This is a genomic window from Arenibacterium sp. CAU 1754 (genome assembly GCF_054482635.1).
Map to the genome: position 1 here is coordinate 1,277,865 of NZ_JBTLRG010000001.1, position 13,356 is coordinate 1,291,220.

The window sequence follows — 13,356 nt, forward strand, 5'->3', positions numbered from 1 at the left end:
CCCGTTCGGGCAGTCCGTCATTACAGCATTAACCCATTCAATCGGGCAATAAAACTCATTCCACGCCCAGCAGGCAATCCGCTCAGCAAGGACACGCCCGAATGTTCCTGTTTCAAGGGATTGACCTCTTCTTGAAAGGCGGAAACCCTGCGAGAGACATCAGAAAAGGGAAACGTCCATGCGGGACGCGCCGCTATTGAACCTTGTTCTAATCACCGTTCTGATCGTGATTGCAGGCACGCTGCTGGTTGTCGGCAAGGCCGTTTTGCTGCCGATTTTTGTCGCCGCCATTTCAATCTATGTCCTCACGTCGACCACCGAAGGACTACGCAGGATACCGGTTTTCAGAAACTTGCCCGTGCCTGTTCTGCGCGTATCTGTTCTGGCCGTTTTCACGGCCATCGTACTAGCAATCGCTGTTTTGTTCAGCGCAACCGTTCGCGAAATAGCGGCGGTCGCTCCACAGTACGAAGCAAATCTCGACCGTTTCGTCCTTCATCTGGCGGAGCGATACGGCTTTGAAACACACGAATTGTGGGACGAGATATTCGCCCTGACATTCGGTCAGATCGATTTGCAAAAGCTAGTTCTCGGGGCGCTCGGGGGGTTCACGTCCCTTGGGGCCGCGGTGTTTCTGACAGTAGTCTATGCTGCGTTCATGCTCAGCGAACGCGGCAAATTCGAACGCAAGATCGCCGCCGCTGCTGACAATGACGCACAAGCGCAGGAAGTCTTTCACCTTTTCGGCCGGATCAACCGGCAAATCCGCGGATACATCACGACGAAAACGCTGATCAACATCCTTCTCGCCGTGATGTCCTATGTCATTCTCTGGGCTTTTGGCGTCGATTTCGCCTTGTTCTGGGCGTTTCTGATTGGGCTGCTCAATTACATTCCCTATGTCGGTTCATACGTCGCTGTGGCCTTCCCGGTGCTGATTTCGGTCGGCCAATTTGGCGAGTTCACCCGACCTGCGATCCTTGTTGTCTTGTTGACCGTAGTGCAAACAATCATCGCCAATTACGTCGAACCGCGTGTTGTCGGTCGCCAACTGAATCTCAGCCCGTTCGTCGTGCTTGTTTCGCTGTCATTTTGGGCAACATTGTGGGGAATTCCCGGGGCGATTCTTGCCGTGCCGTTGACCTCCGTCCTTGCCATCATCCTGGCCAGTTTCGATACGACGCGGCCGGTCGCAATTCTGATGTCCGATCAGGTGGGGCCAGGGGCGGACAGTGACATTGACACTGACTGAATGCAGTTTGATCCACGAGGCTCCGGCTTTCACCCCCAAAAAAGATTCTTGGCAAGGAAGGCAAATCTTTACAGTTGATTGCGGACCAAATGGGCAGTTTGTGAACCTTGCAAAACAAGCCGCACATTTTGGATTGGCTTTCTGAACCAAGCTGCGGGATACATGATATCAGTTGGAAAGAATTGATCGCACAGAGATTGGAACTATGGATCTTGGGATAACAGGCACAATTTTTTCGATGGCGGTTATCTGGCTTTCGACCGTTGTGTTGGCGTTCAGGGCGGCACGATTGCCTGATGGCGCAAAAACGGGCTGGTCCGCCCACATACTGATCATAGTCATTCTGGTGTTGATCGCTGCGATCCTTGTCACGGACGCTTGGTATGTGGACGTGCTATAGGCAACCGGTGTCAAGGAAACGGCGCTGCGGTTTCCAGGTGATGCCGGTCCTAAACCGCGTTCCGATGGCTGTGCGGGAAGGGCCATGAACCTCGCATCGCAATCAACGCTGCTCGTCCCGGATTTTGTGACACTGACAATCGGAATGATTGTCTTCCTTTTTGGCGCCGTCCTGACGCGCCGCGTGGCGTTCCTGCGGAATCTGAATATTCCCGAACCTGTCTCAGGCGGCCTGGCAGTCGCTGTTTTGGCATGGGCAATTTTCGCCGCCACCGGTTTGGAAATCGCCTTCGAACTCGATACGCGTGACGAACTGCTGGTCATCTTCTTCGTTACTATCGGGTTGGATGCCCGGATTTCCGATCTGATTTCTGGCGGGCGCCTTCTGTTGCTTCTGCTTCTGGCGACGCTTGGTTTCATGGTGATCCAGAACCTGACCGGGCTGGCAGGGGCTGAGCTGTTCGACCTTCCCAGACCGATCGCCGTGCTACTCGGCTCGGCCTCGCTTATCGGCGGACACGGTACGGCACTGGCCTGGGGGCCGACCCTGCAGGAGGTTACCGGGTTTTCAGCTGCGAACGAAATCGGTATTGCCGCCGCGACCTTGGGTCTGGTCTTTGCAGCGCTGATCGGTGGCCCGATCGGCCGATATCTGATCGACCGCCACAAGCTTGAGGCGGAACCGGGCCAGGCCGATATCGTTGGGTTGCCCTATGAGGAAACGCGCGACACGCAAGAGGTGAACCACGTCAACCTGATCCGGGCGCTTCTGGCGATTAATATTGCCATCGTGCTGGGGTACATAGTCCATCGGGCACTCGTCTCATCGGGCCTGATGCTGCCGTTGTTCGTTCCGTGTCTGATGGTTGCCATCGTCATGTCGAATACCGTTCCGCAACTACTTCCCAGGATAAACTGGCCCGCCCGCACAAAGGCTCTGGCCGTCATTTCGGACTACAGCCTGTCGATCTTTCTTTCGATGTCATTGATGAGCATAAAGCTTTGGACATTGTCAGGGCTGGGTGGGCCATTGCTGGCTGTTCTGGGCGTACAGGCCCTTCTGACGGCCCTGTTCACGGTGTTCCTGTTCTTTCGGTTTGCAGGTGCCGATTATACCGCGGCAGTTCTAAGCGCAGGTTTCGCCGGTTTTACTTTGGGTTCAACGCCGACGGCCGTCGCAAACATGTCCGCTGTCACAAAGAAATATGGCCCGGCACCGCTTGCGTTTATCGTGCTGCCTCTTGTCGCTGCCTTCTTCGTGGACCTCGCGAACTCTCTGGTCATTACCCTGTTTTCCACGTTCTGAACCCGAAAGCTGCTTTCAAAACACGCATCCTGCCCGCGAATAACAGCTGCGATACGTGTGGTTCGAACCAGAAATGCAAGTCATCCGGACCATGATCGGGCGACTTGACCTCGTCCGGACCATGCGAAACTATGCTCGCAAGCTCATCCTAAAACAATGGCCGGTTAGCGGGATTTCGGTGAGACAGCTTACCTCGTTCATATCCATACCCGCGTTAGCGCTTGGCCTGCTCTTTTTTGCCGGTTCGCTGACACCTTCTCTCATTCCGCGCGACGCGTTCGAGCAGGGCATTCTTGGCGGGATAGTGATCGCGATCGGTTATCTTCTAATTCGGATCAGCGCGCTGGTCTGGCGCGCAGCTGAAATGCCGCAGCCGACAGGAAAATCCGCCCGCGTACTGACAGTTCTCTTTTGCAGTTCGTCTTTGATTACTGTCGGTATCGCCGTGGGGAACACGCTGAAATGGCAGAATGATCTTCGTACGAAGATGGGAATAGCGGAAGCCGATGCCTTGCATTTGCTCACCCTGCTGGGCGTAACCGTTCTGACATTCCTGTGTCTGTTTGCCGTCGGTGTGGCGGTGGCGTACCTGTTCAGGGTCATCCGTGCGCGGCTTTACCGTATCATGCCGGTGCGCCGGGCCAATGTGTTGGCACTCTTTACCGTTGCCGCTCTGTTGTTATTCGTGACCCGTGATGGCCTTCTGGATAGTGTTGTGGCGGTTCTGGACGAATCCTATGAGACGGCACAGCGCCTTTTTGAATCCGCACCACCGCGTCCCGCCAAGGCGAATGCGACCGGAAGTTCCGCATCTCTCATCGACTGGGCGGCGATGGGCGAGCCCGGCCGCGATTTCGTGACTTCCGGGCCCGATGCGCATGCGATTGCAGAGTTCCTTGGCGTGCCCGCGATGAATCCGATCCGCGTCTATGTCGGGCTTGCGAATGGGAACACCCCCGGGGAACGCGCCGACCTCGCCCTGGCTGAACTCAAAAGGCAGGGTGCATTCGAGCGAGAGGTTCTGATCGTCGCCAGCCCCACCGGAACCGGCTGGATGGATCCGGGGTCCCACGATCCCTTGGAGTACATGCATGGCGGGAATATCGCTACTGTCGCGGCGCAGTATTCCTATCTGCAATCGCCGCTTGCGCTGATCCTTGAAACGCGGGCGGGGCTGGACCAGGCGGCTGCGCTTCTTGAACGAGTGCATAGCTTTTGGAAAACCCTGCCTGCCAACAAACGGCCAAGACTCTACGTTCACGGTCTTAGTCTTGGCGCGTGGTCATCCATGTATGCAACCAATCTCTTCCGCCTCGTTGACGATCCGATCAACGGCGCATTCTGGGCAGGTCCGCCGTTTTCGTCGCAATTCTGGAACTATGTTCAGACCAGGCGAAAGGAAGGGTCGCCCTGGGTTCTGCCCACGATCGGAGACGGGTCCCTTGTGCGTTATGCGTCTCGATACGCGGATGCCAGCGAAGCAGAGACCGACTGGGGCGGTATGCGCATTGTCTTTCTGCAATATTCCAGCGACCCAATCGTTTTCTATGATCCACATTCGATCTGGCGTGCACCGCCCTGGATGCGCGATCCGCCAGCAGAAGACGCTTCGGAGTACCGGCGCTTTTATCCCATCGTGACCCACTTTCAGCTTGCTATCGACATGGCGCTGTCCTTCGGGTCTCCGCCGGGTCATGGTCATTCCTATTTTGCGCAGGACTACATAACACCCTGGGTAGAAGTCACCGATCCATCAGGCTGGACAACTGACCTTGCAGAGCGGTTGAAGGCCCACTGCAATCTCGGTTTTGGGAAAGGGTGCCGGAAGACCACTGACCCGTCACGATGACCTAAATCAATTCACCGTTTCCCTCACAGCAAGACCCGAACGAACGGGTTTCTTTGTCAAAAAGCCATGTCAACGCCACCGTTTCGCCGCGCATCAAGCAGTTGTACGACAGTGGCGGTTGCTGAGAAATGATGAACGTCCGGATTTAGGCCCCCGCACGGCAGCGTTGCCGAACAAAGCCGAAGGTCCTGTTTGGGCCGTCCTTGAAGACGGCCCAAGTCTTTAGATCTCAACGGCTTCCGAAATCGCCAGCGCATCTTCAAGTTCGACGCCAAGGTATCGAACGGTGCTATCCATCTTTGTATGGCCGAGTAACAGTTGAACCGCGCGCAGGTTGCCGGTCTTGCGATAAATGTGAGCAACCTTGGTTCGTCTCATGGAATGCGTTCCGAATGACGTGGGGTCGAGCCCGATGGATTTGACCCATTCACGGACAAGCCGCGCATACTGCCGAGTCGAAATATGTAGGCGTTCGTGAACTCGACCAGGCCAAAGGAATTCCGAGCCGATCATCAACGGCTCCTCCATCCATCGTAGAATTGACTTGCGAGTGCCCTCGGTGATCTCGAAACGCACCGGTCGCTGGGTCTTGCTCTGTATGATAGAGGCTCGTTCATTGACCTGGCCTGAAGCATAGATGTCTGCGACTTTCAGCTTCACCAGATCGCATCCACGAAGTTTGCTATCGATCGCGAGATTGAAGAGTGCCAAGTCGCGATGGTTCTCGGCAATTTCGAGACGCACACGTATTGCCCAGACATGTTTTGGCATCAGCGGGCGTTTTTGTCCGACGACGCGGCCTTTGTTCCAGGCAGGGCGACAAGCTCGAATGGCGGGTAAGTTTGCAATGGTCATGATGGTTCCTCCCATCCGCCACGTTCTACCACAGCGCCAACCAGAGGTTGGCATCTCAGCTTAGCATGCACATGTGCGCGAGCGGAGAAGGTCGGGTTTGAGTCCAGTTTGACCACCGCAAATGCCTCCCATGCGCAAACTCAAGGGGCGTCAGCCCCGCCGCGCGGCACCCGACCGCCCCCGGGCGGGCGCCTTACACCCGTGCGCCGACCTGTGGGAGAAGATGTACCTGGCACCATAAAGTACACCGTCCAACCGAACATGCGCCCACCCGCGGTCCGGCACCGCGCGGCTTAGCGGGAACGACGGCTTCGTCCCGCATTGTGTGAATTCTGGTCACGTGTACTTTTGCAAGTGCGGCGAATGTCGGCAATGACGGGCCGCATCGAAGCATTCAGTAGCCTAAATTAATGGCCGGTTTGGGCCGAAGCTGTGTGAAAACTCATTGTCGGAATGCAACCTTCCCCACCCTCAAACCTTGCCAAAGGGTTAAAACAGGTTTCGCCGCGAAACCTCCCGTCCTTGAGGTTGTCTTGACGAGGCGCCCCGCTCCCCCATTGGCACCAGCATCAGTGCCAGACCCATCACCGAGCTCGACCGGCCCCTTTGTCGGCATGAATGGTCGGAACCCCGGATTTGGCTGCATCCGGATCGCCCGTATGCTAAACTACAGTTTAGGTCCCAGTGCGCGCCCCACCCTCTGGCGGACCCGCACGCCCTCGGTCATCCGGTGGAAGGCCCTTCAGGATGTGGGCGGTTTCCCCGAAGAAAGCGTCACCGAAGATTTCATGATGACGCTGGTCCTGCGCGATGCCGGATGGCAGACCGCTTATCTGGATGAACCCCTGACCGAAAGGCTGACCCCCGAGGGCCTGAAGGAATACGTCACCCAGCGTGCCCGCTGGTGCCTTGGCATGATCCAGACCGCGCCGGAACAGAGAGATGCGCTGATCCTTCGGTTCCATACCGACGGCGGCGCACCGGGCATCCCCAGAGCGAAACTGAGCGCAATGCTCCACGGCATTGCGCTGCGCCTGTCCGATGCGCAGGTCATCCGAATTAGACAACGATAGAGCAGGATCTATCCTACTTTGTCTGGCAGCTTGCGCTGAAGCGGATTTTGCTGATCCCGCGACTGTCCCGAGGGCCGGGCCGAATCGAAATATCTCCAGAGGGCGGCCAAAGCCCACTGAAACTGTTCCGATCTTGTCTCGCCCCACGTGCTCGTTTGAGCGATCTTTCCTTCGAAGGCGACTGGGCTTTCCAGCCCAGAACTGAGCGATTGCATCGCGGAAAATGCGCCGGGCTGTTCGGCATGTCGCTCAGACAGACGGCTGGCTTTGTTGAGAACTTGCCAAAGTTTGCAGGGCTGGACTGGGCGGTGCCGGATTTCAGCACCCTTTACCGCCGTCAGAAGACCTGGGATGCCCGCGTACCGCATCGCTGTGTCGAACCGCTACACTGCTGTTGGAATACCCGTCACTGAGGCCACAGGAAAAGTCCGACCGCGCAACGGGGCAGCTTGCTCACCCCATTTGGTGCAACGAAGCCCTGCTGACGAAGAAGCAAGGCCCGCCTTCGAGGAGGATGGTTCTCCATTCTCACCGCGCGACGTTTACAGTTACATTCACTCAGCGACGCAGTCGGCGAAGTACCTGACTTCACCGGTCTCCCCGACTTCCTGAACCAAGCCGTGGATATCGGTTTCGAAGCCGGGGCATTCGCGGGCAAATTCGCGGTTGAACTGAAGATAGTCCACGATCTCCTTGCTGAAAATCTCGCCCGGAACAAGAAGCGGGATGCCCGGCGGATAGGGTGTGACGAGGCTTGTCGTTACACGGCCTTCGAGATCGTCGATCGCGACCCTCTCGGTCTTTCTCTGCGCGATATGAGAAAAAGCCTCCAACGGGGACATGGCCGGGCGATGGTCGCCGAGGTAAATCTCGGTCGACAGCCGGGCCACGTCGTATTTCGTATAGAGGTCATGTACGTGCTGGCACAGGTCCTTGAGCCCCATGTGTTCATAACGCGGGTGTTTGGCGCAAAATTCCGGCATGACGCGCCAGAGGGGCTGGTTCCGGTCGTAATCGTCCTTGCACTGCTGGAGCGCGGCGAGAAGCGTGTTCCAACGGCCCTTCGTGATGCCGATTGTGAACATGATGAAGAAACTGTAGAGACCGGTCTTCTCGACCACGACGCCATGTTCCGCCAGGTATTTCGAAACGATCGAGGCCGGGATACCGGTTTCCTCGAACCGACCATCGATGTTCAGTCCCGGCGTGATGATCGTCGCCTTGATCGGGTCGAGCATGTTGAAATTACGAGCCATGTCGCCAAAACCGTGCCAGGCGTCTTCGCCCGAGCTTTCGACGGCCTCGCTGTCGGTCTTTTTCAGCTCCCAGTCGTTCGCCCGCCCGATGCCGTCTTCGGCCAGCGTGTCGGGGCCCCAAACCTGGAACCACCAGTCGTTGCCGTATTCCTCGTCGACCTTGCGCATCGCGCGTCGAAAATCGAGCGCCTCCATCAAGCTTTCCTCGACCAATGCCGTCCCGCCCGGTGGTTCCATCATGGCCGCGGCAACATCGCAGCTCGCGATGATCGAGTATTGCGGGCTTGTCGACGTGTGCATGAGGTAGGATTCGTTAAAGAGATGCCGGTCGAGCCTTGCCTCTTCCGCATCCTTCACGAGAACATGGCTGGCCTGGCTAATGCCGGCCAAAAGCTTGTGGACCGACTGTGTCGCGTAGACCATCGAATTCTTGGTGCGGCCGCGCTTGCGCCCCATCGCGTGGTAGGTGCCGTAGAACGGGTGGAAGGCCGCGTGCGGCAGCCAGGCCTCGTCGAAATGCAGGGTATCAACATAGCCGTCGAGCATCTCTTTCACGACTTCGGTGTTGTAGAGCACCCCGTCATATGTCGATTGCGTAAGTGACAGGATACGCGGTTTGACCGTGTCGGGATCGACCCCGTCCAGAAGCGGATTTGCCCGGATCTTGGCCTTGATCGCTTCGGGTTCGAATTCGGATCGCTGGATCGGGCCGATGATCCCCCAATGGTTGCGCGTGGGCTTGAGGAAGATCGGGATGGCACCTGTCATGATGATCGAATGCAGGATCGACTTGTGGCAGTTGCGATCCACGAGCACGACATCGCCCGGAGCGACATTGTGGTGCCAGACCATCTTGTTCGAGGTCGAGGTGCCGTTCGTGACAAAAAAGCAGTGATCGGCGTTGAAGATCCTCGCCGCATTGCGCTCTGATGCCCCGATTGCACCATTATGGTCCAGCAGCTGGCCCAGTTCCTCGACCGAGTTGCACACATCGGCGCGCAACATGTTTTCTCCGTAGAACTGGTGATACATCTGCCCGATGGGCGATTTCAGAAAGGCAACCCCGCCCGAATGCCCGGGACAATGCCACGAGTATGAGCCGTCCTCGGCATAGTCGAGAAGCGCCTTGAAGAAAGGCGGTTGGATATACTCGAGATAGTTTTTTGCTTCGCGGATGATGTGGCGGGCGACGAATTCGGGGGTGTCCTCGAAGGCATGGATGAAGCCGTGCAACTCGCGCAGGACATCATTCGGCAAATGCCGCGACGTCTTGGTCTCGCCGTAGATGTAGATCGGGACATCTTCGTTCTTGTAACGAACTTCCTCAATGAAGCTGCGGAGGTTCAAAACCGCTGGGTCAAGGTCCGGGCCGGGGCTGAACTCTTCATCGTCGATCGACAGGACAAATGCTGCCGCACGGCTCTGTTGCTGCGCGAATTGCGATAGATCACCGTAACTTGTCGCGCCAAGCACTTCGAACCCTTCTGCTTCGATGGCCTGTGCAAGGGCACGAATTCCCAAGCCCGAAGTGTTTTCGGATCGGAAATCTTCGTCGATGATCACAATGGGGAAGCAAAACTTCATCTGTTCGTCCTTGATGTGGCTTTCGAACTCTGTCTGTTCTCGAAGCCTCGGGTAACGGCGTCAAGTCACAGAAAGGCGATTGTGAGGCCAAATTGCCCGCGCTTCGGTCTTTCTGCCATGCCATAAAGCTGCCTTTCGCATGAATGGCAGTTTTGGGGAAGCTGTCATGTGGCGAACGTAGAGCTGCGAACGGCTGTTATGGGCCGCCCGCGAAGACGACCCAAAAGTTGCTAGATTTCAATGGCCTCGGAAATTGCTAGAGCGTCCTCAAGTTCGACGCCCAAGTACCGGACTGTGCTGTCCATCTTGGTATGACCAAGAAGAAGCTGAACCGCCCGCAAGTTGCCTGTCTTCTTGTAGATCTGAGTGACCTTTGTTCGCCGCATCGAATGCGTGCCGTATGCACTGGCTTCCAGTCCGATCGACGTGACCCAATCCCGGACGATCCGCGCATACTGTCGCGTCGAGATGTGCAGGCGCTCATGAAACCGGCCAGGCCACAGGTATTCGGAGCCGATCATCAGCTCATCCTCCATCCACTTTTCGACGGAAGCGCGAGTGCCTTCAGATATCTCAAACCGCACCGGTTTCTGTGTTTTGCTCTGCAGCACTGAAGCCCGCTCTTTGATCTGACCCGACGCCATGACGTCGACGACCTTCATCTTGACCAGATCGCACCCGCGCAGTTTGCTGTCGATTGCCATGTTGAACAGTGCGAGATCGCGATGGTTTTCGGCCAGTTCAAGTCGAACCCGGATCGCCCAGACGTGCTTTGGTTTCAATGGTCGCTTCTGGCCGACGATGCGACCCTTGTTCCAAGCCGGGCGAAGTGCGCGAATTGCCGGTAAGTTTGGTGTTTGCATGACTGATCCTCCGATCCTCCATGCCCTCCCATAACGACAACCCGACGTTGACAAGGAACTATACCATTGGATCGCTGAGCTGCCTCAGAGTTCGGCTGTGAGTCCACTTTTTCGGATGCAGCAAAGAATTCCAATGGTCGGAAAGACTGATATCCTAACCCTGTGCCTCGTGCGCGGGTTACAGTATCGCGGACGAAGTGATCACCATGCATGACGAGCTACTTCCTATCGACAAAGTTGACTAATTTTCCATGCAAATCCAAACTTTGTCTCCTTGTGACAGCTACGATACAGTCATGTGAACTCAGCAAAGAGGTGCGGCAGATTTTCGGTAAGGGCTTTCAACAGGGCATCACACTTCGGCATTTGCGTGCTCTTGTAGCGCTCTCGGATTTGAAACTGGTCGCACGAGTGTCAGAGGCGCTTGGGGTGACTCAGCCAGCAGTCTCAAAACAGATCGCCGAACTGGAAAAGATCGTCGGCGTGCCTGTTGTCACGCGGGACCGAAACAGGCTCTACCTAACCCCCATTGGCGTTCGCCTTGCGGATCATGCGCGCCAGGCACTTAGTCAACTTGATCGCGCGGCTTTTGACATTGAAGCAATGACAAGTGGTGTCTCGGGGTCTGTCTCTATCGGCGTTGTCAGCTCGGTTGCATCCACCTTGTTGCCCGGCACCATTGCTCTGTTCAAGCGCAGCACCCCGCAAGCAAACGTATACGTTTCCGAAGGACATTTCGTTGAACTTTTGCCACAACTCGAGGCAGGAGCGTTAGACTTGGTGATCGCGAGAATTTGGCAGCCGCAGGAATTGGATGGGATCGACCAAATGGCTTTGGTTTCCGAACCTGTGGTGGTTGTCACTGGGCGAAATCATCCGCTTGCTCAGGCCGGTCATATAACATGGGTCGATGCCGCAACTTATCCTTGGATACTGCCGCAACCAAACTCTGTAGCGCGCCAAGCCGTCGAGGCACTTTTTGCGGCAAACGGGCTGCCGCCCCCAACCAACACCATTGCGTCTTTGTCGCTTGCGCTGAACCTTGAGCTTTTGCAGGCAATGCCTGCGCTCGGCTTTCTCCCGCAGCGACTGGCAAAGGCGCAGGCCGCCCGTGGTGAAACAGTGACATTATCGCTTGATACGCACGATCTGTTGTCAGAGGCCCGGTGTTTTTGGCGCAAAGACCAGATTGCACGAAATGCGACGTTGTCGTTGTTCTTGAAGTGCCTGCAACAAACAACCGAAGACGTTCCGACCATTCCTTTTGGTTAATGTATATGGCGTGAATTTCACTATTTTCTGCAAGATTCATTCATTACCTTAACCAAACACACAGTTTGGGAGGGCTTGGGTGTCTATTCGGATCATTGCCACTGCGGATAAAAGCCTTTGAGCCAGAAGGATTTGCTCTCACTCTCGGCGTGCGACGTACTTGCGGGCTTTCGCGCAAGACGCCTCACGCCTAGCGAATATCTGGCGGCCTGCCTTGAAGCGATTGCGCGTTTCAACCCCAAGATCAACGCACTGGCCGCGATGGACGCTGAGGCTGCAGTCGATCTTGCCGCCGCTGCGACGCTTCGCTGGGAGGCTGGATGCCCGATTGGGCCGCTCGATGGATTGCCGATTGGCGTCAAGGATTTGCAGAACACCAAGGGCCTGCTGACAACGCACGGCAGCGTCCGGGCAGGTGGTCATGTACCTGACGAGGATTTGCCGATGGTTGCGCGTTTGCGGGCGGCCGGAGCAATCATCCTCGCCAAAACAAATGTCCCCGAAATGGGGGCCGGAGGAAACACCCGCAATCCGGTCTGGGGTGCCACGGGCAACCCGTTTGATGCAAATCTGATTGCGGGAGGATCGTCTGGCGGCTCTGCTGCCGCGCTGGCAGCGAGTCTTCTGCCGCTTTGCACCGGGTCTGATACCGGCGGGTCGCTTCGGATGCCCGCAGCGCTTTGCGGTGTTGTTGGGTATCGTCCGTCCGTTGATGTGATCGCACACCCCACGCGGCCTCTGGGTTGGTCGGGCATTTCCGTGCTGGGGCCGATGGCACGCACTGTGGATGACATGACGTTGATGTTGGACGTGTGTCAGGGCCATGACCCTGACGATCCCTTGTCAGCCCCGTCGGCACCCGAACGCTTCAGGACCTTGCCTTCGGTGGCTTTGAAGAACTTGCGCGTTGGCTTCAGCGAAGACTTTGGTGGAGCACCTGTAGATCAGAGCATTCGCGATACTTTCCGCGACCGCCTGGATTTTCTGCGACCTCACGTTAAAGAGTGTCGCGCGGCAGACCTCAATCTGGGGGATATGGACCGTTGTTTTGATATTCTTCGCGCCGAAAGTTTTGGTGTCGCATTTGGCGAAGCGGTTCAGGAAGACCCGGACAGCTTCGGCGCTCACATCAAAGACAACGTCGCACTTGGGCACAACATGTCTTTGGCCGACCGAGGCTGGGCGCATGCCGAACAGAGCCGCATTCTGCGCAAGTTCAACCGGCTAATGGCCGATTTTGATGTGATCGTCCTGCCAACGTCACCGGTATCACCTTTTCTGTGGACCCAGTCCCACACCACTGAAGTCGACGGTCAGAAGATGGATATCTACTATCGCTGGCTGGCGCTCTGCTATCGCGGCTCCTTGGCGGCTGGACCGTCGATCACGCTGCCTTGTGGACGCGACGCCGCTGGAATGCCTTTCGGCCTTCAGATGTTGGGGCCTGTACGCGGTGATGACGGGTTGCTGGCAGCGGCAAAGGCATTTGAAACCCTCTTCAACAGCACTGCCAAGACAGCGCGCCCTCTTGCCAACATGGAAACCCTTGTCCCCTCGGCAGTGGATCTGCGGTCTATCGTAACGCATCCGCCCGAAGTGACAGCAAAGCCTGTTTCCAATGCGCGCCTTGTGCGCACGGCGGTGTGA

General features: G+C 56.7%; 9 protein-coding genes and 1 pseudogene. 7 read left to right on the forward strand and 3 right to left on the reverse strand.

Annotation, left to right across the window (positions count from 1 at the left end; genetic code table 11):
* The first annotated feature begins 178 nt into the window (after positions 1-178).
* From ACXYMO_RS06230 to ACXYMO_RS06240, 3 genes are all read left to right on the forward strand, one after another.
* Positions 179-1,252 carry an AI-2E family transporter gene (locus ACXYMO_RS06230; RefSeq protein WP_458877788.1) on the forward strand — a complete coding sequence of 358 codons (1,074 nt, stop codon included), beginning with the start codon at positions 179-181 and terminating at the stop codon, positions 1,250-1,252.
* 484 nt (positions 1,253-1,736) lie between these two features.
* A complete protein-coding gene (gltS, locus tag ACXYMO_RS06235) occupies positions 1,737-2,957 on the forward strand; it encodes a sodium/glutamate symporter (protein WP_458877789.1) in 1,221 nt (406 codons plus the stop codon).
* A gap of 121 nt (positions 2,958-3,078) precedes the next feature.
* Positions 3,079-4,806 carry an alpha/beta hydrolase gene (locus ACXYMO_RS06240; protein WP_458877790.1) on the forward strand — a complete coding sequence of 576 codons (1,728 nt, stop codon included), beginning with the start codon at positions 3,079-3,081 and terminating at the stop codon, positions 4,804-4,806.
* A gap of 222 nt (positions 4,807-5,028) precedes the next feature.
* On the opposite strand, the gene ACXYMO_RS06245 is transcribed toward ACXYMO_RS06240, so the two are convergent.
* Positions 5,029-5,661 carry a tyrosine-type recombinase/integrase gene (locus ACXYMO_RS06245; protein WP_458877791.1) on the reverse strand — a complete coding sequence of 211 codons (633 nt, stop codon included), beginning with the start codon at positions 5,659-5,661 and terminating at the stop codon, positions 5,029-5,031.
* 572 nt (positions 5,662-6,233) lie between these two features.
* Here ACXYMO_RS06245 and ACXYMO_RS06250 point away from each other — a divergent pair.
* On the forward strand, positions 6,234-6,734 hold the full coding sequence (locus ACXYMO_RS06250; RefSeq protein WP_458877792.1) for a glycosyltransferase family 2 protein: 501 nt from the start codon (positions 6,234-6,236) through the stop codon (positions 6,732-6,734).
* 233 nt (positions 6,735-6,967) lie between these two features.
* Positions 6,968-7,123 (forward strand): annotated as a pseudogene (locus tag ACXYMO_RS06255) (transposase); the annotation flags it as partial.
* Positions 7,124-7,288: 165 nt separating this feature from the next.
* On the opposite strand, the gene ACXYMO_RS06260 reads toward ACXYMO_RS06255, so the two are convergent.
* Positions 7,289-9,574 carry an Orn/Lys/Arg family decarboxylase gene (locus ACXYMO_RS06260; protein WP_458877793.1) on the reverse strand — a complete coding sequence of 762 codons (2,286 nt, stop codon included), beginning with the start codon at positions 9,572-9,574 and terminating at the stop codon, positions 7,289-7,291.
* Positions 9,575-9,804: 230 nt separating this feature from the next.
* On the reverse strand, positions 9,805-10,437 hold the full coding sequence (locus tag ACXYMO_RS06265; RefSeq protein ID WP_458877794.1) for a tyrosine-type recombinase/integrase: 633 nt from the start codon (positions 10,435-10,437) through the stop codon (positions 9,805-9,807).
* Between the two features lie 210 nt (positions 10,438-10,647).
* Here ACXYMO_RS06265 and ACXYMO_RS06270 point away from each other — a divergent pair, with 210 nt between their 5' ends.
* Both ACXYMO_RS06270 and ACXYMO_RS06275 read left to right on the forward strand, forming a co-directional pair.
* Positions 10,648-11,709, forward strand: a complete 1,062-nt coding sequence (locus tag ACXYMO_RS06270; RefSeq protein WP_458877795.1) for a LysR substrate-binding domain-containing protein — start codon at positions 10,648-10,650, stop codon at positions 11,707-11,709.
* Between the two features lie 132 nt (positions 11,710-11,841).
* Complete coding sequence (locus tag ACXYMO_RS06275; protein WP_458877901.1) at positions 11,842-13,356, forward strand: amidase; 1,515 nt, start codon at positions 11,842-11,844, stop codon at positions 13,354-13,356.

Excerpts from the sequence above, each read along its gene's own strand:
- ACXYMO_RS06230 (WP_458877788.1), top strand. The coding sequence starts at position 179 with ATGCGGGACGCGCCGCTATTGAACCTTGTTCTAATCACCGTTCTGATC.
- gltS (WP_458877789.1), top strand. The coding sequence starts at position 1,737 with ATGAACCTCGCATCGCAATCAACGCTGCTCGTCCCGGATTTTGTGACA.
- ACXYMO_RS06240 (WP_458877790.1), top strand. The coding sequence starts at position 3,079 with ATGCGAAACTATGCTCGCAAGCTCATCCTAAAACAATGGCCGGTTAGC.
- ACXYMO_RS06245 (WP_458877791.1), bottom strand. The coding sequence starts at position 5,661 with ATGACCATTGCAAACTTACCCGCCATTCGAGCTTGTCGCCCTGCCTGG.
- ACXYMO_RS06260 (WP_458877793.1), bottom strand. The coding sequence starts at position 9,574 with ATGAAGTTTTGCTTCCCCATTGTGATCATCGACGAAGATTTCCGATCC.
- ACXYMO_RS06265 (WP_458877794.1), bottom strand. The coding sequence starts at position 10,437 with ATGCAAACACCAAACTTACCGGCAATTCGCGCACTTCGCCCGGCTTGG.
- ACXYMO_RS06270 (WP_458877795.1), top strand. The coding sequence starts at position 10,648 with ATGACGAGCTACTTCCTATCGACAAAGTTGACTAATTTTCCATGCAAA.